Annotated in this window: 24 protein-coding genes and 1 pseudogene; 14 read left to right on the top strand and 11 right to left on the bottom strand. The window is 72.3% G+C overall.

The features are described 5' to 3' along the window. Nucleotides 1–33: 33 nt before the first annotated feature. From ABIE67_RS20920 to ABIE67_RS20895, 6 genes are all read left to right on the top strand, one after another. Nucleotides 34–483 (top strand): DoxX family protein, encoded by a 450-nt coding sequence (locus tag ABIE67_RS20920; protein ID WP_370259563.1) that lies wholly within the window; start codon nt 34–36, stop codon nt 481–483. Then, the gene (locus ABIE67_RS20915) at nt 480–890 is read left to right on the top strand and encodes a Zn-ribbon domain-containing OB-fold protein (RefSeq protein ID WP_370259559.1); all 411 of its coding nucleotides are present in this window, start codon (nt 480–482) and stop codon (nt 888–890) included. Before ABIE67_RS20920 ends, ABIE67_RS20915 begins: the two co-directional genes overlap by 4 nt. Before the next feature lie 23 nt (nt 891–913). After that, nucleotides 914–1519, top strand: a complete 606-nt coding sequence (locus ABIE67_RS20910; protein ID WP_370259555.1) for a GNAT family N-acetyltransferase — start codon at nt 914–916, stop codon at nt 1517–1519. Between the two features lie 152 nt (nt 1520–1671). Next, nucleotides 1672–2556 carry a GNAT family N-acetyltransferase gene (locus ABIE67_RS20905; protein WP_370259551.1) on the top strand — a complete coding sequence of 295 codons (885 nt, stop codon included), beginning with the start codon at nt 1672–1674 and terminating at the stop codon, nt 2554–2556. Between the two features lie 128 nt (nt 2557–2684). Further along, nucleotides 2685–4277 carry a serine/threonine-protein kinase gene (locus ABIE67_RS20900; RefSeq protein WP_370259547.1) on the top strand — a complete coding sequence of 531 codons (1593 nt, stop codon included), beginning with the start codon at nt 2685–2687 and terminating at the stop codon, nt 4275–4277. A 2-nt stretch (nt 4278–4279) separates the two neighbouring features. Then, on the top strand, nt 4280–4693 hold the full coding sequence (locus ABIE67_RS20895; RefSeq protein ID WP_370259542.1) for a cytidine deaminase: 414 nt from the start codon (nt 4280–4282) through the stop codon (nt 4691–4693). Between the two features lie 66 nt (nt 4694–4759). Here the strand turns inward: ABIE67_RS20895 and ABIE67_RS20890 are convergent, their stop codons facing one another. The 3 genes from ABIE67_RS20890 to ABIE67_RS20880 are packed head-to-tail and all read right to left on the bottom strand — an operon-like array spanning nt 4760 to nt 7069. Continuing rightward, nucleotides 4760–5425 carry a pyridoxal 5'-phosphate synthase gene (locus tag ABIE67_RS20890; protein ID WP_370259538.1) on the bottom strand — a complete coding sequence of 222 codons (666 nt, stop codon included), beginning with the start codon at nt 5423–5425 and terminating at the stop codon, nt 4760–4762. Nucleotides 5426–5445: 20 nt separating this feature from the next. Further along, nucleotides 5446–5871 carry a pyridoxamine 5'-phosphate oxidase family protein gene (locus ABIE67_RS20885; protein ID WP_370259534.1) on the bottom strand — a complete coding sequence of 142 codons (426 nt, stop codon included), beginning with the start codon at nt 5869–5871 and terminating at the stop codon, nt 5446–5448. Between the two features lie 22 nt (nt 5872–5893). Beyond that, complete coding sequence (locus tag ABIE67_RS20880; protein ID WP_370259530.1) at nt 5894–7069, bottom strand: acetyl-CoA acetyltransferase; 1176 nt, start codon at nt 7067–7069, stop codon at nt 5894–5896. Nucleotides 7070–7179: 110 nt separating this feature from the next. On the opposite strand from ABIE67_RS20880, the gene ABIE67_RS20875 reads away from it, so the two are divergent. Both ABIE67_RS20875 and ABIE67_RS20870 read left to right on the top strand, forming a co-directional pair. Next, nucleotides 7180–8379, top strand: a complete 1200-nt coding sequence (locus ABIE67_RS20875; protein ID WP_370259526.1) for an acyl-CoA dehydrogenase family protein — start codon at nt 7180–7182, stop codon at nt 8377–8379. After that, complete coding sequence (locus tag ABIE67_RS20870) at nt 8376–8849, top strand: nitroreductase/quinone reductase family protein (RefSeq protein ID WP_370259523.1); 474 nt, start codon at nt 8376–8378, stop codon at nt 8847–8849. Before ABIE67_RS20875 ends, ABIE67_RS20870 begins: the two co-directional genes overlap by 4 nt. 27 nt (nt 8850–8876) lie before the next feature. On the opposite strand, the gene ABIE67_RS20865 is transcribed toward ABIE67_RS20870, so the two are convergent. Continuing rightward, nucleotides 8877–9500: a LysE family translocator gene (locus ABIE67_RS20865; RefSeq protein WP_370259519.1), complete on the bottom strand. Its 624-nt coding sequence runs from the start codon at nt 9498–9500 to the stop codon at nt 8877–8879. Nucleotides 9501–9582: 82 nt separating this feature from the next. On the opposite strand from ABIE67_RS20865, the gene ABIE67_RS20860 reads away from it, so the two are divergent. Further along, on the top strand, nt 9583–10035 hold the full coding sequence (locus ABIE67_RS20860; RefSeq protein ID WP_370259516.1) for an Lrp/AsnC family transcriptional regulator: 453 nt from the start codon (nt 9583–9585) through the stop codon (nt 10033–10035). A 67-nt stretch (nt 10036–10102) separates the two neighbouring features. Here the strand turns inward: ABIE67_RS20860 and ABIE67_RS20855 are convergent, their stop codons facing one another. After that, nucleotides 10103–10750: a TetR family transcriptional regulator gene (locus tag ABIE67_RS20855; RefSeq protein WP_370259513.1), complete on the bottom strand. Its 648-nt coding sequence runs from the start codon at nt 10748–10750 to the stop codon at nt 10103–10105. A 122-nt stretch (nt 10751–10872) separates the two neighbouring features. Here ABIE67_RS20855 and ABIE67_RS20850 point away from each other — a divergent pair, with 122 nt between their 5' ends. From ABIE67_RS20850 to ABIE67_RS20840, 3 genes are all read left to right on the top strand, one after another. Further along, a complete protein-coding gene (locus tag ABIE67_RS20850) occupies nt 10873–11610 on the top strand; it encodes a VOC family protein (protein WP_370259508.1) in 738 nt (245 codons plus the stop codon). Between the two features lie 287 nt (nt 11611–11897). After that, nucleotides 11898–14270: a PQQ-binding-like beta-propeller repeat protein gene (locus tag ABIE67_RS20845; RefSeq protein WP_370259504.1), complete on the top strand. Its 2373-nt coding sequence runs from the start codon at nt 11898–11900 to the stop codon at nt 14268–14270. A gap of 220 nt (nt 14271–14490) precedes the next feature. Next, complete coding sequence (locus ABIE67_RS20840) at nt 14491–14997, top strand: hypothetical protein (RefSeq protein WP_370259500.1); 507 nt, start codon at nt 14491–14493, stop codon at nt 14995–14997. Nucleotide 14998: 1 nt separating this feature from the next. Here the strand turns inward: ABIE67_RS20840 and ABIE67_RS20835 are convergent, their stop codons facing one another. The 3 genes from ABIE67_RS20835 to ABIE67_RS20825 are packed head-to-tail and all read right to left on the bottom strand — an operon-like array spanning nt 14999 to nt 17338. Further along, entirely contained in the window at nt 14999–15769 is a 771-nt protein-coding gene (locus tag ABIE67_RS20835) for an enoyl-CoA hydratase/isomerase family protein (protein WP_370259497.1), read from the bottom strand. Next, nucleotides 15766–16182: a Zn-ribbon domain-containing OB-fold protein gene (locus ABIE67_RS20830; RefSeq protein WP_370259493.1), complete on the bottom strand. Its 417-nt coding sequence runs from the start codon at nt 16180–16182 to the stop codon at nt 15766–15768. Before ABIE67_RS20830 ends, ABIE67_RS20835 begins: the two co-directional genes overlap by 4 nt. 7 nt (nt 16183–16189) lie before the next feature. Next, nucleotides 16190–17338: a lipid-transfer protein gene (locus tag ABIE67_RS20825; protein ID WP_370259490.1), complete on the bottom strand. Its 1149-nt coding sequence runs from the start codon at nt 17336–17338 to the stop codon at nt 16190–16192. A 95-nt stretch (nt 17339–17433) separates the two neighbouring features. Between ABIE67_RS20825 and ABIE67_RS20820 the strand changes: the two genes are divergently transcribed. Next, nucleotides 17434–19044 carry a FadD3 family acyl-CoA ligase gene (locus ABIE67_RS20820; RefSeq protein WP_370259485.1) on the top strand — a complete coding sequence of 537 codons (1611 nt, stop codon included), beginning with the start codon at nt 17434–17436 and terminating at the stop codon, nt 19042–19044. A gap of 153 nt (nt 19045–19197) precedes the next feature. Here the strand turns inward: ABIE67_RS20820 and ABIE67_RS20815 are convergent. The 3 genes and pseudogenes from ABIE67_RS20815 to ABIE67_RS20805 form a co-directional block, all read right to left on the bottom strand. Further along, a pseudogene (locus ABIE67_RS20815) lies at nt 19198–19590 on the bottom strand (cytochrome P450); the annotation flags it as partial. An 86-nt stretch (nt 19591–19676) separates the two neighbouring features. Next, nucleotides 19677–19865, bottom strand: a complete 189-nt coding sequence (locus tag ABIE67_RS20810; protein ID WP_370259481.1) for a hypothetical protein — start codon at nt 19863–19865, stop codon at nt 19677–19679. Nucleotides 19866–20081: 216 nt separating this feature from the next. Continuing rightward, entirely contained in the window at nt 20082–23048 is a 2967-nt protein-coding gene (locus ABIE67_RS20805; RefSeq protein ID WP_370259478.1) for a BTAD domain-containing putative transcriptional regulator, read from the bottom strand. 252 nt (nt 23049–23300) lie between these two features. Between ABIE67_RS20805 and ABIE67_RS20800 the strand changes: the two genes are divergently transcribed. Then, a complete protein-coding gene (locus ABIE67_RS20800) occupies nt 23301–24539 on the top strand; it encodes an amidohydrolase family protein (RefSeq protein WP_370259475.1) in 1239 nt (412 codons plus the stop codon). Nucleotides 24540–24543: the final 4 nt, after the last annotated feature.

Raw genomic sequence — 24543 nt, 5'->3', positions numbered from 1 at the left:
CAGGTCCCGTTTATCTGACGTACCGTCAGATCCATGGACGCGATCTGGCTCACAGGTGCGGAATGGCTGGCCGTGCTCCGGATAGGCCTCGGGCTGTGGTGGCTGGAGAGCTGGCGGCACAAGGACAAGAAGAGCTGGTTCGAGGGGGCCGGGATCTCCTGGGCGGCGGACGTGGCGGCCAAGCACCGCTGGAACGCCCTACGGTCCGGCTTCGAAGCCGTCGTGGCACCGCGGCCGCGGACGATGGCGTACGTCGTCCTGTACGCGGAGCTCGCCCTCGGGCTCGGGCTCATCTTCGGGTTCCTGACCCCGATCGCCCTCGTCGGCGGGCTGCTGCTCAACGTCCTCTACTTCGCCCTCATGATCCATGACTGGGGCGAGCAGGGGCAGAACTCGATGATGGCGCTGATCTCGCTGGTCGCGCTGTTCGGGATGTCCTGGCAGTCGTGGTCGGTGGACAGCGCGCTGGGGCTGTTCCGATGAGCGCCCCGCAGCGCGCCCGGCGCTTCGATCTCCCGGAAGCCGACGCCTTCACGCGGAGGTACTGGGACGCGGCGGCCGAAGGGAGGCTGCTGGTGCGCCGCTGCCGGGCCTGCGAGCGCGCCCACCACTACCCGCGCGAGTTCTGCCCCCACTGCTGGAGCGAGGACGTCGACTGGGAACCCGCGAGCGGCCGGGCCACCCTCTACACCTGGTCCGTCGTCCACCGCAACGACCTGCCGCCCTTCGGGGAGCGGACGCCGTACGTCGCCGCCGTCGTCGATCTCGCCGAGGGGCCGCGGATGATGACCGAGATCGTGGAGTGCGGGGACGCCGGGCGGCTGCGGGCCGGAACGGAGCTCTCGGTCGCGTTCCGGGACGGGGTGCCGGTGTTCCGCCCTGCCGGCTGACCGACACGGGTTTCAATGGCCGCATGCCTCACGCCGACATACGCCCCGCCACCCACCCCCTCCCCGACCTGCACGGCCACGGTCTGCGCCTGCGTCCCTGGGACCCGGACTCCGAGGCCGACACCGAGGCCTGGTTCCGGGGCCGCATCGACCCGGAGTTCCAGCGCTGGAACACCCCGCTGAGGATCACCACGGATTTCGACAGCGCCCTGGAGTCACTGCGCGACAGCGCGCGGAACGCCCGGGAGGGGACCTCGGCGCCGTACTGCGTCACCGACGCGGCGACCGGCACACCCCTCGGACACATCGGCGTCAACGTCATCGACCGGGTCATGAGCTGTGCTCGCGTCGGCTACTGGGTGCTCCCCGAGGCCCGCGGCCGCCGCGTGGCCACGCACGCGCTCGCCCTCGTCGCCCGCTGGGCCGTCACCGAGCCCGGTCTGGGCCTGCACCGGCTCGAACTCGGCCATGCCGTCGGCCACGATTCCTCCTGCCGTATCGCCGAGCGCTGCGGTTTCCGTCACGAGGGGACCCTGCGCGGCGCGATGTGGGAGGCAGGGCGGTACGACGCGTACCGGGACGTGCATCTGCACGCGAGGCTGGCGACGGACCCGGACGTCGAGGTGTAGGCCGACGGACCCGGACGTCAACCTGTGGGCCCGCAGGGCCCCCGTGAACCCCGGTTCCCTCAACCGCCTTCTGCGAGTGGGTTCTTGTGTCGGCTGCGTGTCCACAGCGGGAAAGGGGGCACAGCCGCCTCCGGGGCGCGGGATCATGAGGTATGCGCCCGGACGACTGGTACTGCACCCAGGATCTCAGCGGTTTCCTCTCCCACGCCGGTGGCTTCCTGCGCTCGCGCCCCGATCTGCACACCGTCGTCCTGACGGTGACCGAGACGCTGCGCACTGGCGGGTTGCGTGCGTACGGCGACGAGGCGCCGGTGTTCGGTGTGCTGGAGGTGGGCGGGCAGGTGCGAGCCGCCTACTTCCGCACCCCGCCCTTCCGGCTGAACGTCACGCCCCTCACCCCCGACGAGGCCGAATCCCTCGCCGCCCACCTGGCCGCCCTCGGCCACTCGGTCCCCGGCGTCATCGCGGCCGGTGACACCGCCGAGGCCTTCGCCGCCGCCTGGCGCCGCCTCGCGGGCGGCCGGGCCACGGTCAGCCAGCGCCAGCGCCTGTACCGGCTCGGCAACCTGACCGTTCCGCAGCCCCTCCCGGCGGGCCGGGCCCGGGTCGCGGGCAAGGAGGACCGGGAGCAACTGACGCGCTGGTACGGCGAGTTCATCGACGCCGTCGGCGACCACGCCGCCCGTGACGCCGCCGCATGGGCCGACTCGCGGATCTCCTACGGAGGCGTCACCTTCTGGGAGGGCGAGGACGGCACCCCGCTGTCCATGGCGGGCGTGACCCCGGTGGTCGCCGGACAGGTCCGGGTCGCCCCCGTCTACACCCCGGCCCAGCTGCGCGGACGCGGCTACGCGGGCGCCGTCACCGCCCAGGTCAGCCGGGCCGTGCTCGGCTCCGGGGTGCGCGAGGTGCTGCTCTTCACGGACCTCGCCAACCAGACCAGCAACAGCCTCTACCAGCGCATCGGGTATCGGGCGGTGGCCGACTTCACGGCGTACGACTTCCGGGGGAGCCGGGGGTTCCCGGGCAGGGCCTGAGCGAGGCTTGAGCCCTGTCGTCGAGCCCTGAGAATCCGCCGCCACGGCCGGGTGATCCGTACACGCTATGGTGCATCTGCAATCTGTTCGAAGAGTGCTCGCGGGTACGGGGAAAAGTAGGTCTCAGGGTGTCCGATCTGGGGAGGCTCATCGCCAACCGGTACCGGCTGGTGGAGCGCGTGGGCCGTGGTGGCATGGGCACCGTGTGGCGGGCCGAGGACGAACTGCTCAACCGGCACGTCGCCCTCAAGAAGCTGCACGTCCCGCCCCACTTGCACGAGGACGAGGTCCAGCGGCTTTACGAACGCACCCGCCGCGAGGCCCGCAGCGCGGCCCGGATCACCCACCCCCATGTGATCGTCGTGCACGACGTCGTCGACGACGAGGGCCTGCCGTGCATCGTCATGGAGTACGTCCCCTCGGTCACGCTCGGGGACCTGCTGAAGCGGCAGGGCGCGCTGTCGCCGGGCGAGGCCGCCCGGATCGGCCGCAGCATGGCCGCCGCGCTGCGCGCCGCGCACGACGCCGGGGTGCTGCACCGGGACGTCAAGCCCGCCAACGTCCTGCTCGGGAACGACGGCCGTATCGTCCTCACCGACTTCGGGATCGCGGTGGAGTCCGGAACACCCTCCCTGACGAGGACCGGGGAACTGGTCGGCTCGATCCAGTACCTCGCGCCGGAACGTCTCCGCAGCGGGATCGCCGAGCCCGGCCCCGCCAGCGACCTGTGGTCGCTCGGGACGACGCTGTACGAGGCGGTCGAGGGGCGGCCGCCGTTCCGCCGGGACACGGCGATCGAGACGGCGTACGCCATCGCGACCGACCCGTACGAGCCCCCGCGCCGCGCCGGCGACCTGGCCCCGGTGATCGAGGGGCTGCTGGTGAAGGAGCCCGACCGGCGGATGGACGCCCAGGAGGCCGAGCACCTCCTGAGCCGGGTGGCCGGCCAGGCGACCGCCCCTCTCGATCCGCCCACGCGACCGGAGCGGATGCACGCCACCCGCACGGCCACTCCGACTGCCACCGCCACCCCCACCCCCACCACCCCCGACGTCGCCTCCGCCGCGCCGGGGCGGAAGCGGGGCCGCCGCACGGCCCTGTGGATCGCTTCGGCACTGGTGATCGCCGCCACCGCGACGGGCGCTGTGCTGCTGCGGCCGGGTGGCGGTACCGCTGCGTCGGGCGACGACATCCCGCGGTCCACTTCCCAGCCCGCGTCCGGCTCCTCCGGCGGCTCCGACACCTCTCCGGAGCCGAGCGCCGCCCCGTCGCCGGTGCCCGCCGGATACCACCTCGTGAAGGCCGGCCAGGGCTTCTCCGTGCCGGTGCCGGACGGCTGGAAGGCCCAGAAGGTGCCCAAAACCGGTGAGGTCGCCTACATCGACCCGACCGGGCTGGTGGGCCTGCGGGTCGAGGAGGTCGAGTTCGCGGGGACCGACCCCCTCCAGCACTGGCGTGACACCGAAGAGGCCCAGACGCGCCGCGACAACGCGGACTATGAGCGGGTCAGGATGAGCCGCACGACGTTCCGTGGGCGGACCGCCGGGTACTGGGAGTTCACCTTCCAGGGCAGGGTGCGCGGTTTCCGGGGGGTCGAGCTGGCCATCAACGGTGCCGACAACACCCAGTACGCCATCTACCTCTCGGCGCCGGACGCGCAGTGGGACGAGTACCGCCCGGTCTTCGACACCGCCGTCAACGGGATCCGCCTCCCCGAATGAAGATGACCACGCAGACCCATCCCGTCGACCACGAACTCGTCCAGGCCGCAGCGCACGTCGCCCGCACGCGCTGCCGGGGCGACAACCACACCATGGCGGCCGCGGCCCGCGCCCAGGACGGCCGGATCATCACCGCGGTGAACGCCTACCACTTCACCGGAGGCCCCTGCGCCGAGCTGGTCCTCATCGGCGCGGCGGCCGCCCAGGGAGCCTACGGGCTGGACACGATCGTCGCCGTGGGCGACCGCGACCGGGGGGTTGTCCCCCCATGCGGCAGGTGCCGGCAAGTCCTCCTCGACTACTTCCCCGCCCTCAAGGTCATCGTCGGCAATGACGAGCGCGTCCGAACCGTCCTCATCGCCGACTTGCTGCCCGAAAGCTACGTCTGGGCCGACCACCAGCTCGACGCCGAGTAGACCGCGTCACTCGGCACGAGCTGCCGACGCCGGCCGGCAACAGGGCGAAAGTTGTCCGGTGCGGAACTACGGCCAGAGCAGCTCCCTCCCCCAACCGCCCTCCGCCCGCCGGTAGTTGAGCCGTACGTGCCGTCGCCCGGCGTCCCCCTGGAAGAACTCCACCTGGTCGGGGCGCAGGTGGTACAGCGTCCAGGTCGGCACCGGGGCATCCGGTTCGTGCCGCGCCCGCTCCCAGGCCGACTCGGAGGCTCGCGCCAGCTCCTCCAGTGAGCCCAGGACCTGGCTCTGGCGCCCGGTCAGCGCGGCCGCGAGTGCGCCGGTCGAGCGGGCGTGCAGGTCGGTCTGGCCCTCCTGGGCCGGGGCCGCCGTCACCGGGCCCCGCACCCGCACCTGGCGGCCCTGGGCCGGCCAGTAGAAGCCGAGGGCCGCGTACGGGCGGGCCGTGAGCTGGCGGCCCTTGCCGCTGTCGATGTGCGTCGCGAAGGACCAGCCGGACGCGTCGGCGCCGTGCAGCATCACGGTCCGTACGTCCGGCAGGCCCTCCTCGTCGGCCGTGGCGAGGGACATGGTGTGCGGTTCCACCTGCCCCGCCGCCACCGCCTGCGCGAACCAGGCCGTGAACAGGGCGAGCGGGTCGGCGGGCGCGGTGGCCGGGTCGAACTCCGGCAACTCGGTGACCGCCGGGTCCCACACCCGCAGCGACCTCAGCAGCTCATGAAGATCTTCTCCCATGCCCCGATTGTCACAGGCTCTTACACCTGGCCGAGGTCCGACGACACCCACCGCTCGGGCCGCATGTGGATGACGACCTGCTCCCCGTGGTTCTTCCAGGCGAAGTCGACATAGCCGTCGACCTTCTCGGCCGGGAGGTAGCGGGCCGAGATCTCGCGGAGCTGTTCGAGGGTGGCGGGCGTCGTCCTGATGACCGGTCCCTCGACGGACACGTACCGGATGGTGGGTTCGACCCGGTCGACCATCAGGGAGATGCGGCCGGCCGCCTGGATCAGCTGGTTCTTGCGGGTGTCCAGCCCGGTCATGACCCAGATGTCGCCGCCGGGTTCGTACTGGTACCAGATCGGCAGGGTCAGCGGAGCGCGTCCCGCGCCCGCGTCGACCGACAGCGCGGCGATATGGGGTTCGGCAAGGAACTTTTCACGCTCTTCCCGGGGCAGGGCCATGCCTGTTTCCTCTCGGTCGTCGTCAATCCCTGCCCAGTACCAACGTCCCGGAGGAGCAGAACCATCCCCCGGTCGCCGACGCCACCCCCAGCCTGGGCAGTTCCCCGTCCCGGCGCCCCCGCACCTGCCGCTCCCCGCCCTCCCCACGCAGTTGCCGCACCGCCTCCACGAGCAGGAACAGCCCCCGCATTCCGGGGTGTTGGGCCGACAGCCCGCCCCCGTCCGTGTTGACCGGCAGTTCCCCGCCCCGCACCAGAAGGCGTCCCTTCTCCACGAACGCCCCGCCCTCGCCCTTCCCGCAGAAGCCGAGGTCCTCCAGCGTCACCAGGGTCATATAGGTGAAGGCGTCGTAGATCTCGGCGAAGTCGATCTCCTCCGGCCGCACCCCGGCCCGCTCGAAGGCGAGCCGCCCGCTGACCGCGGCCGGGCCCACCGTGAAGTCGGGCCACTCGGACATCGCGGCGTGCGAGACGTGCTCCCCGGCGCCGAGCACCCACACCGGGGCCGTACGGCAGTCCCGTACGAGTTCCTCCGCGGCCAGCAGCACCGCCGCGCCGCCGTCGGAGCGGATGCAGCAGTGCAGCCTGGTGAAGGGGTCGGCGATCATCGGGCCGTCGAGCACGTCGTCGACCGTGATCGGGTCGCGGAACATCGCCTCGGGGTTCAGGGCCGCGTTGGCCCGGGCCTGGACGGCGACGGACGCCAACTGCTCGATCGTCGTGCCGTGTTCGATCATGTGGCGGCGGGCGGCCATGGCGTACTTGGCGATGAGCGTGTGGCCGTAGGGGACCTCGAACTGCAGGGGGCCCCGGGAGCCGAAGGAGAGGGTGCCGGTGCGGCGGCCGGCCTTGATGTCGGCGCGGGCCGTGGAGCCGTACACGAGGAGTACGGCCCTCGCGTGCCCGCTCGCTATCGCGTCCGCCGCGTGGGCCGCCATGACCTCCCAGGTCGCGCCGCCGACGGAGGTGGAGTCGACCCAGGTGGGGCGCAGGCCCAGGTACTCGGCGACCTCGACGGGGGCCAGGGTGCCGAGACCGGCGGAGGCGAAGCCGTCCACCACCTCCCGGCCCAGCCCGGCGTCGGCGAGGGCGCGGCGGGCGGCCTGGGCGTGCAGGGCGTAGGGGGTGGCGTCGTCCACCCGACCGCAGTCGGAGAGGGCAACGCCGACCACGGCGACTTTCCGGCTCGCGGGAGTCATGAGAGGGAGGCCTCCAACCTCTGGGCATCTCGTTCCGGTCCTCCTAATATGACGGCCCGTCAGATCTGGAGGGAAGAGCCTCTGGAGGGAAGAGCCGGAGGGAAGAGCCCATGGACGCCAGCTTCACCCGGGAGCAGGACGAGATCCGCCGCACCCTTCGCGACCTGCTCCAGAGCCGCTGCGGCCCGCACGAGCTGCGCGCCGCCGTCGACACCCGCCCCGGGCACGACCCCGCCCTCTGGACGGCCCTCGCCGAACAGCTCGGCCTGCCCGGCCTCGCCCTCCCGGAGGCCTACGGCGGTGTCGGCTGCTCGGCGACCGAACTCGCCCTCGCCTGCGAGGAGGTGGGGCGGTTCCTGGCCCCCTCCCCGCTGCTCGCCACGGCCGTCCTCGCCGCCCCTCTGGTCGCCGCCCTCGGCACCGAGTCCCAGCGCACCGCCCTGCTGCCCCGCCTCGCCTCCGGCGAACTCACCGCCACCCTCGCCGTCCCCGGTCCCGCCCTCGCCACCGCCCTCGCCCTGACCGGCGACAACGGCGGCGACTGGGCCGGCGGCGGACGCGCCGGGGGCGTACAGGCGCGGCGGGCGGAGGGCGGCTGGCGGCTGTACGGGCAGGTCGACCAAGTGCTGGACGGACACAGCGCGGAGCTGCTGGTCGTCGCCGCGCACGCCGGGGGGTTCGCCCGGTCGCGGACGCTGCTGTTCCTGGTGACGGGGGATGCGGCGGGGGTCGTACGGGCTCGGCAGACCGCGCTGGACGCCACCCGCCCGCAGGGGCGACTCCAACTGCGTGATGTGGAGGCTCAGTTGCTGGGAGAGGAGGGCGCGGACGTACTGGACGCGCTGGCGGACGCGGGACAGGTGACCGCAGCCATGCTGGCCTGCGAGGCGGTGGGCGCCGCCGACCGCGTACTGGAACGAACCGTCGAGTACGTGAAGCAGCGCGAGCAGTTCGGGCGTCCGATCGGCTCCTTCCAGGCGGTGAAGCACCGTCTGGCGGACGTGTACGTGGCGGTCCAGGCAGCAAGATCGGCGGCCTATTGCGCGGCCTGGGCCGCAACGCCCCCGACGGGCGCGGGCGATGTCGATATGGAGCGCTTGGCGCTCGCGCAGGCCCTCGAAGCACTCCGAACCGCGTCCGCCGAGGGCATCCAGTTCCACGGCGGCATCGGTTTCACCTGGGAGCACGAGGCTCACCTGTACTTCAAGCGGGCCGCCGGCGACGAGCTGCTCTTCGGCCCGGTGCACCGGCTGCGGGCGCACGCCGCCGACGTCGCCCGGCTCTTCGGCGCCCGGGAGGTGGCGGTGTGATCGGCGTACGGGTCGTACAGAAGGTGTCCTCGACGCGGGGCTTCGCCAAGGTCGCCCCGCATGTCATCCCCGTGCTCGACCGGGCCGTGCACCGGCTCACCCGAGGGAAGGTGCTGCTCAGCGCCCAGATGCTGCCCGGCGTGATCCTCACCTCGACCGGTGCCCGCAGCGGACGGCCCCGCCGCACGCCGCTCGCCTGCATGCCCGAGGAGGACGGCCGCTCCTGGCTCCTGATCGGCTCCAACTTCGGCCGCCCCGGCCACCCCGCCTGGACCCACAACCTCCTCGCCCACCCCGCCGCCGAGGTCAGCTGGAAGGGCCGGGACATCCCGGTCACGGCCCGGCTGCTGGAGGGGGAGGAACGGGCCGCCGCGTGGAAGGCGGCGCTGGCCTTCTGGCCGCCCTACGCGACGTATCAGGCGCGGGTGGAGCGGGAGATCCGACTCTTCAGGATCGTCCGCCGGTCCTGATCGTCCACCGGCTCCAGGGGCCGTGGGTCAGAGCGTCGCCAGGCGCTGTACGAGCAGGAACGCGCCGATGCCCAGCATCGCCGCCCCGGAGGTGCGGGTGACCGCCCGTGCCGCCGCCGGGCGGGCGCCGAGGACCGCGCGGGCCGCGAGGCCGACCGTGAGATAGACGGCGGCGCAGCACGCCATGTGGAGCAGGCCGAGTACGGCGGTCTGGGCGGGGACGGGCAGGTGGTCGCCCTTCGTCAGCAGGAACTGCGGCAGCACGGAGAGGTAGAGCAGCAGCCCCTTGGGGTTCAGGCCGCTGATCGTGGCCCCGCGCAGGAAGACCCGGCCCCGGCTCGTGGCCACGGCCTCCTCCGCCGCCCCCGGTGTGCCCGGGCGCCGCAGCACGCTCCAGCCCAGCCACACCAGATACGCGGCGCCCGCGGCCGTCAGCGCGGTGAGCAGTGCCGGCTCGCCCGCCACCAGTACCGCGAGACCGGCCACCGCGAGGACCGTGTGCAGCGCGTACCCGGTGACCAGGCCCGTCACCGCCATCAGCGGGGAGCGGTCGCGCAGCCCGGCGGAGATCGCGTACGCCCAGTCGGCGCCCGGCACGCAGACGAGGAGCAGGTCGATGGCGAGGAAGGAAAGGAGCAGCCCGGAGTCCATGGTGGCGACATTAGGCGGGAATGGCCCGAAAGTGTTGTCGAAGTTTGCCCGTGATCGGCGATTGTGGGGGAAGATCTGCCTCATGGACGATGTGGACAGAAAGATTCTTGCCGAGCTCCAGCAGGACGGGCGGCTGACCGTGACCGAGCTGGCCGCGCGGGTGCGGCTCAGCGTCTCGCCGTGCCACCGGCGGCTGCGGGAACTGGAGCGGGCCGGCGCCATCAGCGGATACCGGGCCGTCGTGGACCCCGCCGCCGTCGGGCTGAACTTCGAGGCGCTGGTCTTCGTCTCCATGCGCCAGGAGGACCGGGACACGGTCGCCGGGTTCGAGCGGGCCATCGCGGACATCCCCGATGTCCTGGACGCGCAACGGCTGTTCGGCGAGCCCGACTACCTGCTGCGGGTCGCCACCGCCGACCTCGCCGCCTTCCAGCGGCTGTACGACGAGCGGCTGGCGACACTGCCGGGGGTGCAGCGGCTCACCTCGACGCTGGTGATGAAACACGTCGTACGGGACCGTCCGCTGCCCGCATAGCACGGCAGGCGGCGGCCCACGTCGGGTGAGCCCCCGCCTGCCAGACAGGACTTGCTGAACCGGCGAACTACTTCGTCGGCTTCTTGCCGGTCACGCCGAGGTGCACCAACAGCGCGAGGTTCGGCTTGAGTTCGGCCTGTTTGACGCCCCAGGTCTGGAAGCCCTTCTGGTGCGAGGCCACCGCCGCGAGCATCGCGACGATCGAACCCGCGACCGCGGCCGGGTTGACGTCCTTGTCGACCTTGCCCTTGGCCTGCAACTGAGTGACCGCTTCGGCCAGGGAGTTGTTGACCGTGTTCAGGATCTTCATACGGATCTTGTAGAAGCGTTTGTCACCCTCGGACGCGCCGAGGTCGACGACCCGGAGGATCGCGTCGTTCTTGCGCCAGAACTCCAGGAATCCGTCGACGAGTTCCTGCGCGGTCTGCCAGCCCGCCTTGCCGACCCAGCTGCGGCCCTCCACGAGCTCGGTCAACCCGGCGCCCTCGGCGGCCATTTGCTCGGCGATCTCCAGGACGGCGCCCTCGACGTCCGGGAAGTACTGGTAGAAGGTCGCGGGTGAAGTGCCCGCCTTCCGGGCGACATCGATGACTTTGACGTCCCGGTAGGGGGAGGAGCTGAGCATCTCGCTGAGGCAGTCGAGCAGCTTCTGCCGGGTCGCCTGCCCACGCCGGCCGGCCACGCGGCCGTCGACGGTACGCACTTGTCCTGTCATGTCGTCAGCTTACCGAGACGTGATCGGGGCGCGATTCGGCCGACTGCAAATGGGGTGCACGAGGATGTGGAGGCGGGTGTGCCTGGTCTGCGCGCCGCGTAAGACGCCGTTACTTTTGCCGCATGGCCGAAAACAGGGCATCCACGAACGGAACGGGATACGCGGAGGGCGTCCCGTGCTGGGTCGACGCACAGCTTTCCGACGTGGCGGCGGGCAAGCGGTTCTACGGCGAGCTCTTCGGATGGGACTTCGAGGAGGCGTACGACTCCACCGTCTGGGCCCGGCTGGACGGCGACCGCGTCGCCGCGCTCGCCCGCAAGCCGGACGGTCGGCTGCCCACCGTGTGGACGGTGTACTTCGCCACCCCGGACGCCCGGGCGCTGGGGGAGCGGATCCGCGCGGCGGGCGGGCAGGTGGTCATCCCGCCCGTACGGATGGGGGCCGGGCTGGGCGCCGCCGCCCTGGTCACCGACCCGGAGGGCGCCGTCTTCGCGCTCTGGCAGGCGGGCAGCCACCAGGGCTTCGGCCGACGGCACGAGAACGGCACCTTCACCTGGGTGCAGCTGTACGCCCGGGACACCGAGGCCGCCAACCAGTTCTACGGCACGCTCTTCCAGGACGCCCTGTTCGGGCCGGACGCCAAGCCCGACTTCGGTCGCGCGGCCGTCTCCGAGGTCTTCCCGGAGATGATGCCGCCCCATTTCCTCGTCCACTTCCGGGTGGCTTCCTGCGAGGAGACCCTCGGCACGGTGAACCGGCTCGGCGGGCGCGTACAGGTGCCGCCCTTCGAAACGTCGTACGGAACGGTCGCCGTGGTCACCGACGACCAGGGGGCGTCGTTCGCGGTCCTGGAACGCTGACCGCACTCTTACCTTCGGTATCTCTCCGGGTGTCCCCCCGGTATCTCCGGTTGTCTCCCCGCTGTCTCCGGCATCTGAGGCGTCCCACAATGCGAACCGGCGCTTTCGCCGGGCGACGAGCTGTGGTTTTGTCCCAAGACACCCCGTTCCGCCCTCGGGTTCGCAACCACGCCCCCGGACAGGAAGAATCGGGGTGCGTGCCGCCAAGGCGGTGCGGTGGTGAGACGCTGCACGGGGTCGCGTACATATCTGGGTGACGGGGCCCGTACGGGGAGGTGGCAGGCAGAGTGGTGGATCAGCTGACGCAGCACGATCCGCGCAGGATCGGGCCGTTCGAGGTGCTCGGACGGCTGGGTGCCGGCGGCATGGGGCTGGTCTATCTCGCGCGCTCGGCTTCGGGCCGGCGCGTGGCGATCAAGACGGTCCGTACGGAGCTCGCCGAGGACCAGCTGTTCCGCGTCCGCTTCACCCGTGAGGTGGAGGCGGCCCGGGCGGTCTCCGGCTTCTACACGGCCGCGGTCGTCGACGCCGACCCGCGCGCCGCCGTGCCGTGGCTGGCCACCGCGTACGTCCCCGCGCCCTCCCTCGAAGAAATAGTGAACGAGTGCGGGCCGCTCCCGGCCCAGGCGGTGCGCTGGCTCGCGGCGGGTGTGGCGGAGGCCCTCCAGTCCATCCACGGCGCCGGTCTCGTCCATCGCGACCTGAAGCCGTCCAACGTGCTCGTCGTCGAGGACGGCCCCCGAGTCATCGACTTCGGTATCGCGTCCGGTGTCTCGAACACCCGTTTGACGATGACCAACGTCGCCGTCGGTACGCCCGCCTACATGTCGCCGGAGCAGGCGAAGGACTCCCGCAGCGTGACCGGCGCGAGCGACGTCTTCTCGCTCGGCTCGATGCTGGTGTTCGCCGCCACCGGGCACCCCCCGTTCCACGGCGCCAACCCGGTCGAGACCGTCTTCATGCTGCTGCGCGAGGGCCCGGACCTCGAAGGCCTCCCGGACGAGCTGCGCCCGCTCATCGAGTCCTGTATGCAGATGGAGGCCACGGCCCGCCCCAACCCGGCCGACCTCCAGGCCCAGCTGGCCCCCCACCTCTTCGGCTCCGGCTCCGACGACAGCGGTACGGCGTCGGCGTGGCTGCCCGAGCGGGCGGTCGGCCTGATCGAGTCGCGCAGAGGCGGCCGCCCCGCGGCGAAGCCCTCGCCGTCCTCCGGCCGCAGCGGCGGCGGACGCGTCGCCCCCGCGCCCCTGCCGCCCCCGCCCTCGCGCGACCCGGTCGTACCGGGCGCGCAGCCCGCGCCCGTCCCGGTCGGCGCCCCCGACACCGGCCCGGTGCGGCTGGCCGGCGCCGCCGTCCCGATCGGCCCCGGCCCCCGCGTCGCCGACGCCCGCGCCGCCGCCATGCAGGCGCCCCCGCCCGAGGCGGGCCTGGTCGCCTCCTGGTCCAAACCCCGCCCCGGCGTCAACGGCACGGACCCGGCCGTGGGCCCCGCCGTACCCGCCCTGCCGCCCACGCCCCCGGAGCCGGCGGCCGGCTGGCGGCCCTGGCGCTTCCGCATGTCGAACGACGTCTGGGGCACCCCCTCCGTCGCCGACGACCTCGTCTACGTCACCTCCTTCGAGGTACACGCCCTGGACGTGGCCACCGGCCGCCGCCGCTTCAAGACGCGGGACGTGGCCTGGTCGATGGCGGTCGCGGACGGCCGTATCCACGCCTCCGACGGCCCGACGCTGTTCGCCCTGGACTGCCGCGAGGGCGCGGACCTGTGGCGTCTGCAGACGGATGCCTGGGTGTACTCCCTCAAGGCCGAGCGCGGCACGGTCATCACCGGTACGCGCGGCGGCGGCGTCCAGGCCTGGGAAGCCTCGAACGGCCAGAAGCTGTGGGAGCTGACCGGGGCGCAGTCCGACTTCGAGTCCCCGGAGGCCGGACCGGCGCTGTACGACGGCACGGTGTACGTCTGGCAGGACGCCCGGCTGAAGGCGCTGGACGCCCGGACGGGCGACGAGCGCTGGTCGTACCCCATCGGCGACGCCGCCTCCTGCGGCGGGGTGCCGGTGCGGGTGGCGCAGGCGCACGACGGCTATGTGTACGTCTCCGCCGGCACGCGGGTGCTCGCCCTCGACGTCGTGAGCGGCCTGGTCCGCTGGCACTTCGAGGCGCCGGCCGTCTTCCTGTGCCCGCCGGCCTTCGTGCCGGGCCCGGCGGTGACCGGCGGCGGGGTGTACCTCGCCGACTACCTCGGCACGGTCTACGCCCTGGACGCCACCGACGGCCGCGACCGCTGGCGCATCGCCACCGAGTCCCGGTCCTCGATCGAGCCGGTGCTGGTGGCCGGGGGACACGTCCATGTCGGCAGCGGCAAGGGCCTGTACACCCTGGACGCGGTCACCGGGACGCCGAAGTGGCGCTTCCAGGCGGGCGGCGACATCGTGGGCGCCCCGGCGGTCGCGGAGGGCCGTATCCACTTCGGCTCCACCGACCACCTGCTCTACACCCTGAAGGCCGACGACGGCCGCCTGCGCTGGAAGCTCGCCACCGGCGGCGAGATCACCGGGTCGCCGGTGGTGCGGGACGGGGTCGTGTACGCGTGCAGCAAGGACCGCTGTGTGTACGCGCTGGACGCGGAGAAGGGCACCGGGACGGCACGCACCACGTAGGCGAGCATGCGGCCCCTGACTTGGTCCTGACTCAGTGACGGCCGTCGTACCGGTGCACGGAAGGGGTCCGGACGGCGGCCGTCCCGTTGAGAGCGGTCATCTTCACTGCTCTTACACGTGACGCTACGCCCGGTGAGCGATCCCCGCCATGCGGCGCTGCTAACGTGACGTGCTCACGATCAAGTCACCGGGGCTGAAAGACATTCGGGGGTCGCACGAAATGAAGCTTCGCCATGTCCGCGCTGTCGCCGTCGCCGTCGGCGTGATGGTCGTGCTGACGGGGGCCAAGCGCTCCCACGGCGGTGGCTGCGACGACAGCTCCAGCTCCAGCAGCTCGTCGAGCAGTTCGGGCGGCACGCACTACGACGACGATGACGACGACTACTCGTCCTCGGGCGGCGTCTCCGGCGGCAGCGGCGCGACCGCCAGCGCCGAGGCCACCGAGGACGTGCGGCTCCGGAGCTGTGCGTACGACGCCAGCCGGGGCATCGTCGCCACGGTCGAGGCCACCAACACCAGCAGCATCACGACGTACACCTACGACTTCGGTGTCACCTTCAAGGACCCGAGCGGCACGCCCGTACGCACCAGCTCGTCCACCATCCCGTATGTCCCGGCCGACACCACGGAGACGCTGGACGTGGCGGCTTCGTACGTCCCGGACGCCGGTGCGAGCACGAGCGGCGTCACCTGTGAACTCAGTGGCGTGACCCGTACGGCGGAGTAGCTCAGCGGACCCGGTGGTCGCGGCGCCGCGCCCGGAACAGCTCCGCCTGCCGCTCGCCCGGCAGGTTCCCGAGCGCGATCAGGTGCGGCGCCTGCGCGAACGCCCGGTCGAGGGCGGCCTCCCTGGCCGCCCACAGCGCCCGCACCGTCCCCTGCACCCCCTCCGCCGGATACCCGGCGATGACGGCCGCACGGTCCACCGCCGCGGCCAACGCCCCTCCGGACTCGGTGAGTTCGGAGACGAGCCCGATCTCGTACGCCCGCCGCGCCGACAGCCGCTCCGCGCTCCCCATGAGCGCCATGCGCGCGGCCTCCCCGTACGGCATCCGCAGCGCCATCAGCATCGACTCGTACGCGCTGACCATGCCGTAGGTGGTGTGCGGGTCGAAGAAGGTGGCGGTCGGGTCGGCGACCAGGAAGTCCGCCTCCCCGAGGAGATAGAAGGCCCCGCCGCAGGCCATGCCCCGCACGGCGGCGACGACCGGCTTCCACAGGTCGTTGGACTTCGGCCCGACCCGCAGCAGCGGATCGTCCGTCATGTACGGCGACCTGGGCTGCGGAACGACGGCCTCCCGGTCCAGCCCGGTGCAGAAGGCCCGCTCCCCGGCACCGGTCAGCACGACGGCCCGTACGGTGTCGTCGAACCGCAACTCCCGCCAGGCGGCGACGAGTTCGTCCCGCGTCTCCAGGTCGATGGCGTTGTGCCGGTCGGGCCGGTCGAGGGTGATGACGGCGACGCCCGTGTCCTTGTCGGTCGTGAGGCTGAGGCTCATGGGCGCTCCAGGATCCACTGGGGCAGGCCGGTGCCGCTGAAGACGGCCTGGACCTTGGCGCCGATGCGGATCCGGTCCGGGGCGAGGGAGTTCAGGGGTGCGTCGGGGCCGGTGACGAGGTTGCCGACCAGGCGGATGCGGGGGGTGTCGGTGAGTTCGACGACGACGACGTTGTAGGGCGCCTGCTCGGCGTAGTCGGGGAGGAGGGGCGGGTGGGGGACGACGTAGGACCAGATGCGGCCCTGACCGGACGTCCGGTGCCACTCGCTCGCGAAGGACTGGCAGTGCGGGCAGCAGGGGCGGGGCGGGAAGCGGGGTTCGCCGCAGTCGGCGCAGGCCTGGACGCGGAGTTCGCCCTGGGCGGCGTACTGCCAGAAGGGGGCGCCGTCGGCGTCGGTGACGGGGGAGAGCATCCTTCGATCAACTCCTCAGGAGCAGCGCGGAGGTGGGGACGCCTTCGCCGGCGGTGACGAGACAGGTGGCGGCGCCGGGCACCTGGGCGGTGCTGGTGCCGCGGAGCTGCTTGACGCCCTCGTTGATGAGGTTGAAGCCGTGGACGTACGCCTCGCTGAGCCCGCCACCCCCGGTGTTGAGGGGCAGCGACCCGCCGATCTCCAGGGCGCCCCCTTCCGTGAAGGCGCCTCCCTCACCTCTCCCGCAGAACCCGTACCCCTCCAGCGAGAGCGGTATGAGGGCCGTGAACGCGTCGTAGATCTGGGCGACGTCCACATCCTGTGGAGTGAAGTCGGCGTGTTTCCAGAGGTGCCGGGCGGCGGTCCAGGCGGGGCCCGTGAGCGGGTCGTCGTTCCAGTAGTTGACCATGCCGTGGTGCTGGGCGGGCAGGGCCTGGGCGGCGGAGTGGACGTAGACGGGGGTGTGCGGGCAGTCGCGGGCGCGCTCCCGGCTGACGATCACGCAGGCCAGGGCCCCGTCCGTCTCCAGGCAGTTGTCGAAGAGGCAGAGAGGCTCGCTGATCCACCGGGAGGTCATGTACATCTCGCGGGTCAGGGGCCGCTCGTACATCACCGCGGCGGGGTTCTGGTTGGCCCGGTTGCGGCAGGCGAGGGCGACGTTGAAGAGGTGGTCGCGGGTCGCTCCGTACTCGTGCATATAGCGGCGGGCGAGCATCGCGATCTCGTCGACGGGCCGCAGGAGGCCGTACGGCCGGGTCCACTGGGCGGGGGTGGGCAGTTGGGCGGCGGTGTTGCGCCAGGGCCGGGGGCCGCTGCCCCGCTTGCGGGAGCGCCAGGCGACGCCGACGGTCGCCTGGCCCGTGGCGATGGCGGCGGCGAGATGCGCAACCGTCGCGCACGAACCGCCGCCCCCGTAGCCGACCTTGCTGAAGAAGGTCAGATCACCGAAACCGACGGCCTTCGCCAGCTCGACCTCGTCCGTCTCCTCCATCGTGTACGAGGCGAGCGCGTCGACCTCGCCGGGCGCGATCCCGGCGTCGTCCAGTGCGGCGAGGACGGCACGGCAGGCGAGGGTCTTCTCGTCCTCGGGGAGGTGTTTGGCGAACGGCGTCTGGCCTATGCCGACGACGGCGGTCGCGTCCTTGAGTCCTGCCATGTGCACACCTCCGCGCTGCGGACGGGCTGCTGACAGAGCGTCAGACTACAGCTAATCTGACGGTCAGTCAGCTAGTGCGTTCGGGGAGGCCCATCGTGGAGTGGCAGAGCATCCCGGAGCTGGTCCGCCGGGCCGCCGAGCGGTACGCGGACACCGAGGCGGTCGTGGAGGGCCGGACCCGGATCTCGTACGGCGAACTCGGCGCCCGTGTCGAACGCTCGGCGGCGGCCTGTGTGGCGAACGGCGTCGCGCCGGGCGACCGCGTCGCCATCTGGGCCCCGAACACGCTCGACTGGATCGTGGCGGCGCTGGGCGCGGTGTCGGCGGGGGCCGTGCTGGTGCCGCTGAACACGCGCTTCAAGGGCACGGAGGCCGCGGACGTGCTGCGCCGCAGCGGGGCCCGGCTGCTCTTCGTGACCGGCACCTTCCTGGGCACCTCGTACGTGGCGTCGCTGCGCAGGGCGGTCGCGGAGGGGCCGGGGCTGCCGGAGCTGGAACAGGTCGTCGTGCTGTCGGACGACGCCCCGGCGGACTACCGCACCTGGAAGGACTTCCTGGCGAGCGGGGACGGGGTGAGCGAGGCGGAAGTGCGGGCGCGCGCGGGGGCGGTGGAGGGCTCCTGGCCCTCGGACATCGTCTTCACGTCCGGTACGACGGGACGCCCGAAGGGCGCGGTGATCACGCATGCGCAGACGCTGCGGGCCTACGAGGTGTGGAGCGACCTGGCCGGGCTGCGGCAGGGCGACCGCTATCTGATCGTGAACCCCTTCTTCCACACCTTCGGCTACAAGGCCGGCGTGATCGCCTGCCTGATGCGGGGCGCGACGATGATCCCCCAGCCGGTCTTCAACGTCGGCACGGCCCTGGCGAACATCGCGGCGGAACGGGTGTCGGTGCTGCCGGGCCCGCCGACCCTGCACCAGTCGCTCCTGGACCACCCGGCCCGTGACTCCCACGATCTGTCCGCGCTGCGGCTCGTGGTGACCGGCGCCGCGGTGGTGCCGTTGCGGCTGGTGGAACGGCTGCGCGGGGAGCTGGGCGTGGAGACGGTCCTGACGGCGTACGGCCTCTCGGAGGCCAGCGGCATCGTGACGATGTGCCGGCCCGGCGACGACCCGTCGGTGATCGCGTCCACGTCGGGCCGGGCGATACCGGGCACGGAGGTCCGCGTCGAGGCCCCGCCCGGCGAGCCCGGCGAAGTCCTGGTCCGGGGCTTCAACGTCATGCGGGGCTACTACGAGGACGCGGCGGCCACCGCGGACGTGCTGACGGAGGACGGGTGGCTGCGCACCGGTGACGTGGGCGTGCTGGACCGGGCGGGCAATCTCCGCATCACCGACCGCATCAAGGACATGTTCATCGTCGGCGGCTTCAACGCCTACCCGGCGGAGATAGAGCAGGCGCTCGGCCTGCATCCCGACGTGGCGGACGTGGCGGTGATCGGCGTACCCGACGCGCGGCTGGGGGAGGTCGGCCAGGCCTACGTGGTGCGGCGGCCGGGGGCGGTGCTGACCGGGGACGACCTGATCGCCTGGGCGCGGCGGGAGATGGCGAACTACAAGGTGCCGCGGGCGGTGGAGTTCCTGGCGGAGCTGCCGCGGAACGCGAGCGGGAAGGTGGTCAAGGGGGAGTTGCGGGGGAGGGCGGGCGGCGTCGCCCGGGGGAGCGGCCGAGGACCTGAGCCCGGCCCCGCGACGCCGGCGTGATCCGCCGGGCAGGTCCTGGGCCGTGTCCTGGGGAGCGCCCCCTTCTCGGGCGCGGACGGTCATGCGCAGGGTACGGGGCCGTACGGTGGCCCGGGCCATGGGCCGGACGACCTGCCCCTCGGCGAGTTCCAGCCGTAACGTCCGCAGGATCGTCGCGATCGCCGTGATCAGTTCGGCGAGGGCGAAGCGGTCACCGATGCACTTGTGCTTGCCGTCCCCGAACGGCAGGAACACCCCGAGCGGGGGCTCCTGCGCACCGTCCCGCCGGCGCTCCGGATCGAAGGTGAGCGGCTCGGGAAAGAGCTCGGGATCGCGGTGCAGGGCGTGCTGGCAGTAGGCCAGCTCGGTGTCGGCGGGCAGGGCCCACTCCCCGAGCCGGGTCTCGGTGGTGGTGCGGCGGGTGACGAGCCAGCCGGTGTGGTGCAGCCGCAGGGTCTCGGTGATCACGCGGTTCAGGTACGGCAGGCGGGTCAAGTCGTCGAAGGTGACCGGGCGTTCGCCGATGAGGTCGTGCACCCGGATGCAATCCCGACATGAACGTGTCATGCGCCACGCGGGCCTTCTCCCCGCACACACGTCGGCCGCGGCGGCTCCCCTCCGCGCCGCCGCGGCCGATCCCCGTGCAGTGAGGTCTACTTCGCCGGCTTGAAGGGCTCCGACGTCGCGTGGATGTCCTTCGTCTCGAGCGGCTCCTCGGTGGCGTGGATGTCCCCCTGGGTGGTGGCGCCCCCGTCGGTCCCCTTCGTGTCGGCGGCAGCGGCCTCGACGGGCTCCGACGTGGCGTGGATGTCACCCAGCTTGGCGACCTGCTCGTCACTCATGATCGTTGCTCTCCACTGGTCTTGTTCGGCAGTAGGTGGGCAAGGCCCGTCCGGTCACTCCCCCGAGGGTGGCCGGACGGGCCGTTGGGCCGTTCACCTTAATGCGCTGGCGTGTGGCCCTCTTCCGCGACCCGTCTGCCCCCCGACGCGACGGATCGACTGCCTAGAGGATGTATGCCGCCGATAAACGAACGATGAACGCCGCGGCGGGCCCCCTCAGGCGGCCTGGGCGGGAGCCAGCAGCGCCCGCACGGCAGCGGCCTCCGGCGAGCCCAACTCGTCGTAGATGGAGACGGCTTCCTCCCAGCAGACCCGGGCGCGCCCCGTGTGGCCGACGGCGGTGAGGGCGTGGCCGAGCACCGTGAGGATGTTGCCCCGCCGCCACTCCCCGCCGATGCCGCGCAGCACGGTCAGGGCCATCTCGGCGTTCGCCGCCGCCTGGGCGTAGCGCCGCGCGGCGATGTCGACCTCCGCCAGGCGGAACAGGGTCATCCCCTCCCACAGCCGCTGGCGGCTGTCGCGGAAGACCTCCAGGGCCTCCAGGAGCCGGCCGGCCGCCGGACCGAGCTGCCCGCTCTGGGTGAGGGCCATGCCCAGCGCGTAGCGGCCGTTCGCGCCGCGCATGGAGTTGCCCATGGCGTCGTAGATCTCCATGCCCTCCTGGGCGAGGGACACGGCGCTTTCCGTGCGGCCGGTCGCCAGATGGGTCCGGGAGAGGTTGCACAGGATGGCGGCCTCGCCCGCGCGGTCGTCCAGGGTCCGGAAGTGCCTTATGGCGTGGGACAGGTGCTCCTCTCCGTCCGCGTTGCGTCCCTGGTACAGCGCGATGACCCCGCGGGCGTTGTGGGCCCAGCAGGCGGGCAGCAGGTCGTCGGCCCGGTGGGCGAGGCTGATGACCTGCTCGGCCGCCTCGTCGGCCAGGTCGAACCGGCCGCTGTCCAGGTGCGCGTGGGCCAGGGTCATGAGCGCACGGGCCTCGACCTGCTCCACGCCGACCCGCCGGGCGGCTTCCAGCAGGGTCCTCGCCGTGGCCTCGTACTCCTTGGAGTTGGCCCCCGACTCCGAGATGTCGACGGCGGCCCACAGCAGGTCGATGGCGCGGCGCAGGGCCTCCGGGCGGTCGGCGCACTGGCGGGCGAAGGACAGCAGGCAGTTCGCCTCGGTGTACAGCCAGTCCCGCGCGTCCTTGCGGTCCGGGAACCTCCTCGCCGGATACGCCGTGACCGCCAGATGGTCCACCAGCCGGTCCCCCGGCCGCTCGATCGCGTAGACCCCCGCCGCCGTGGCCAGATAGAAGTCCAGCAACCGCGACAGCGCCGCATCGCGCTCACTCGGCGGCCACTCGTCCCGCTCCGCGCACGCACGCGCGTAGAGCCGCACCAGGTCGTGGTACCGATAGCGCCCCGGCGCCGCCGACTCCAGCAGCGAGGTGTCGACGAGGGACTCCAGCAGGTCCTCCGTCTCCTCCACCGGCAGATCCAGTACGGCCGCGGCGGCGGCCAGCGAGATGTCCGGACCGTCGGCCAGGCCCAGCAGGCGGAACGCCCGTGCCTGGGCGGGCTCCAGGGCGCCGTAGCCCAGCTCGAAGGTCGCCTTGACCGCCAGGTCGCCGGCCTGCAGCTCATCGAGCCGGCGCCGCTCGTCGGCCAGCTTGGCGGCGAGCACGGACACGGTCCACGTACGGCGCGCCGCCAGCCGGGACGCCGCGATGCGGATCGCCAGCGGCAGGAAGCCGCACGCCGCCACCACGTCCAGCGCGGCCTCCCGCTCCGAGGCCACCCGCTCCTCGCCCACGATCTTCGTGAAGAGGGACAGCGCCTCGTCCGGGGACATCACGTCCAGGTCGACCAGATGGGCGCCGGCCAGGTCCACCATGCGCACCCGCGACGTCACCAGCGCCGCGCAGCCCTCCATGCCCGGCAGCAGCGGACGTACCTGGGCGGCGTCCTTCGCGTTGTCCAGCAGGACCAGGACGCGGCGGCCGTCGAGCACCGAGCGGTACAGCGCCGCCCGTTCCTCCAGCGAGTCCGGGATCGCCGAGTCGGCGGTGCCCAGGGCGCGCAGGAAGGAGCCCAGCACCGTCTCCGGCTCGGCCGCCCGCGGGCCGGCGCCCTGGAGGTCGACGTACAGCTGCCCGTCGGGGAAGGCGGAGCGCGCCTGGTGGGCCACGTGCACGGCCAGCGTCGTCTTGCCCACGCCGCCGATGCCCGCCAGCGCCGACACCGCCATCACCCGGCCCTCGGCCGAGGCGAGGACCTCGCTCAGCTCCGAGACGAAGGCGGAACGGCCCGTGAAGTCCGGGACCGTGGCCGGGAGCTGGGCCGGGCGCACCGGGATGGCGGCCGGTTCGGCGACCGGCGCCGAGGGTTCCGCGAGGCCGGGGTCGGCCTGCAGGATGCGCTGCTGCAGTTCCTGCAGGCCCGGGCGCGGGTCCACGCCGAGTTCGTCGGCCAGCAGGCGCCGCGTGTCCGCGTACACCGCCAGCGCCTCCGCCTGCCGCCCGCTGCGGTACAGCGCCAGCATCAGCAGCTCACGCAGGCGCTCCCGCAGGGGATGCGCGGCGGTCAGCGCCGTCAGCTCCGACACCGCCTCCGCGTGGCGGCCCTGCTCCAGGTCCATGTCGAGGCGGGATTCGAGGAGTTGCAGCCGCCACTCCTCCAGGCGGACCCGCTGGGCCTCCGCGTACGGCCCCGGGACGCCCGCCAGCACCTCCCCGTCCCACAGGGCCAGCACCCGCCCCAGCACGTCCCGCGCCCGGCACAGATCCCCGGCGCCGCGCGCCTTCTCCCCCTCCGCCGCGAGCTCCTGGGCCGCCGCGAGGTCCAGCGCGCCCTCGGCCAGGCCCCGCACCGCGTAGCCGCCCGACTCGCTCACCAGGACCCCGGGGTCCAGCACCTTCCGCAGCCGCGAGGCATACGTCCGCAGCGCCGCCAGCGCCTGCGGGGGCGGCTCCTCGCCCCACAAGGCGTCGATCAGCTCCGCCGCGGTCGCCGTGCGGCCCTCGCGCAGCAGCAGGGCCGCGAGCAGGGCGCGTTGCTGGGGGGACCCGGTGGGGAGCTGCTCCTCGCCGCGCCAGGCACGTACGGGGCCGAGCACACTGAAGCGCAGCGCCGCCGCCGGCTCCGCCGCATCTGCGGAGGAGCCGGGACGCCATTGCTCCGGCACTCGCGGTACCCCGCCCATCGCAGTCCCCCTAGGCCCTGTCGTTCGGATCATCCCGGCGTCGCGGGCCCTGGCCCGACAGGGCCTAGGACCCGTTTACATCACCGCCAGTTTGCCTTGTTCCGGCAGATGCGTCAGCTGTGGAGGGGCTGATCACAGGCAGGCGCGCGGGATATCACAAGGCCCTCACGTGCTCTCCGCACGACGGTGCCCGCTCCCGCATGACCGACGGCGGAGCTGACGGACCATCAGATCGGCGCTACCGTGGCGGACATGGACACCGAGACCGCGTTTCCGCTGATCATCTCCGTCGACGACCACACGGTCGAGCCGCCCACCGTCTGGCAGGACCGGCTTCCGAAGAAGTACCTCGACACCGGACCGCGCATCGTCCGCGCGCCACTGAAGGAAATGACCTTCCTCGGCGGCCGGTTCAAGCCCGTCATGGGCCGGCCGGGCGACGACGGACCGATCGGCGACTGGTGGGTGTACGAGGATCTGCACCGCCCGATCACCCGACTCGACACCGCCGTCGGCTACAGCAGGGACGAGATCAAACTGGAGGTCATCACCTACGAGCAGATGCGCGCGGGGTCGTACGACGTCCCGGCCCGCCTCGCCGACATGGACGTCAACCACGTCCAGTCCGCCCTCTGCTTCCCGACCTTCCCCCGCTTCTGCGGCCAGACCTTCACCGAGGCCGCCGACCACGAGCTGGGCCTGCTGTGCGTCCAGGCCTACAACGACTGGATGGTGGAGGAGTGGTGCGGCCCGGACGCCCGGGGCCGGCTCATCCCCCTCACTCTCATCCCGCTCTGGGACGCCGAGCTGGCCGCCGCCGAGGTCCGCCGCAACGCCGCCCGGGGCGTTCGCGCCGTCGCCTTCTCCGAGATACCCCCGCACCTGGGTCTCCCCTCCGTCCACACCGACGCCTGGGACCCCTTCCTTGCCGCCTGCGACGAGACCGGCACGGTCGTCGCCATGCACATCGGCTCGTCGAGCCGTATGCCCTCCACCTCCGCCGACGCCCCGCCCGCCGTAGGCTCCACCATCACCTTCGCCAACTGCTGCTTCTCGATGGTCGACTGGCTGATGAGCGGCAAGTTCGAGCGTTTCCCCAACCTCAAGGTCATGTACGCGGAAGGCCAGATCGGCTGGATCCCGTACATCCTGGAGCGCGCCGACGTGGTCTGGGAGGAGAACCGGGGCTGGGGCGGCGTCGCCGACAAGGTCCACCGCCCGCCGTCCGAGCTGTTCGCCGACCATGTCTACGGCTGCTTCTTCGACGACGCCTTCGGCCTCAGAAACCTGGACGCGATAGGCGTCGGCAACGTCCTGTACGAGACCGACTACCCGCACTCCGACTCCACCTGGCCGAAGTCCCGCGAGGTCGGCGAGGCGCAGATGGGGCACCTGGACCCCGAGGTCGTCGAGCGGATCGTGCGGGGGAACGCGATCGGGCTGCTGGGGCTGACGCCGGACGGCCTGTGGGCACCGGGAGGCGGTCGCTGATCGC

Origin of the sequence: Streptomyces sp. V4I8 (assembly GCF_041261225.1) — a bacterium.
Taxonomy (GTDB): Bacteria; Actinomycetota; Actinomycetes; order Streptomycetales; family Streptomycetaceae; genus Streptomyces.
Note: the sequence above shows the minus strand (reverse complement) of the source record. Positions and strands in the feature narration are given on the sequence as shown.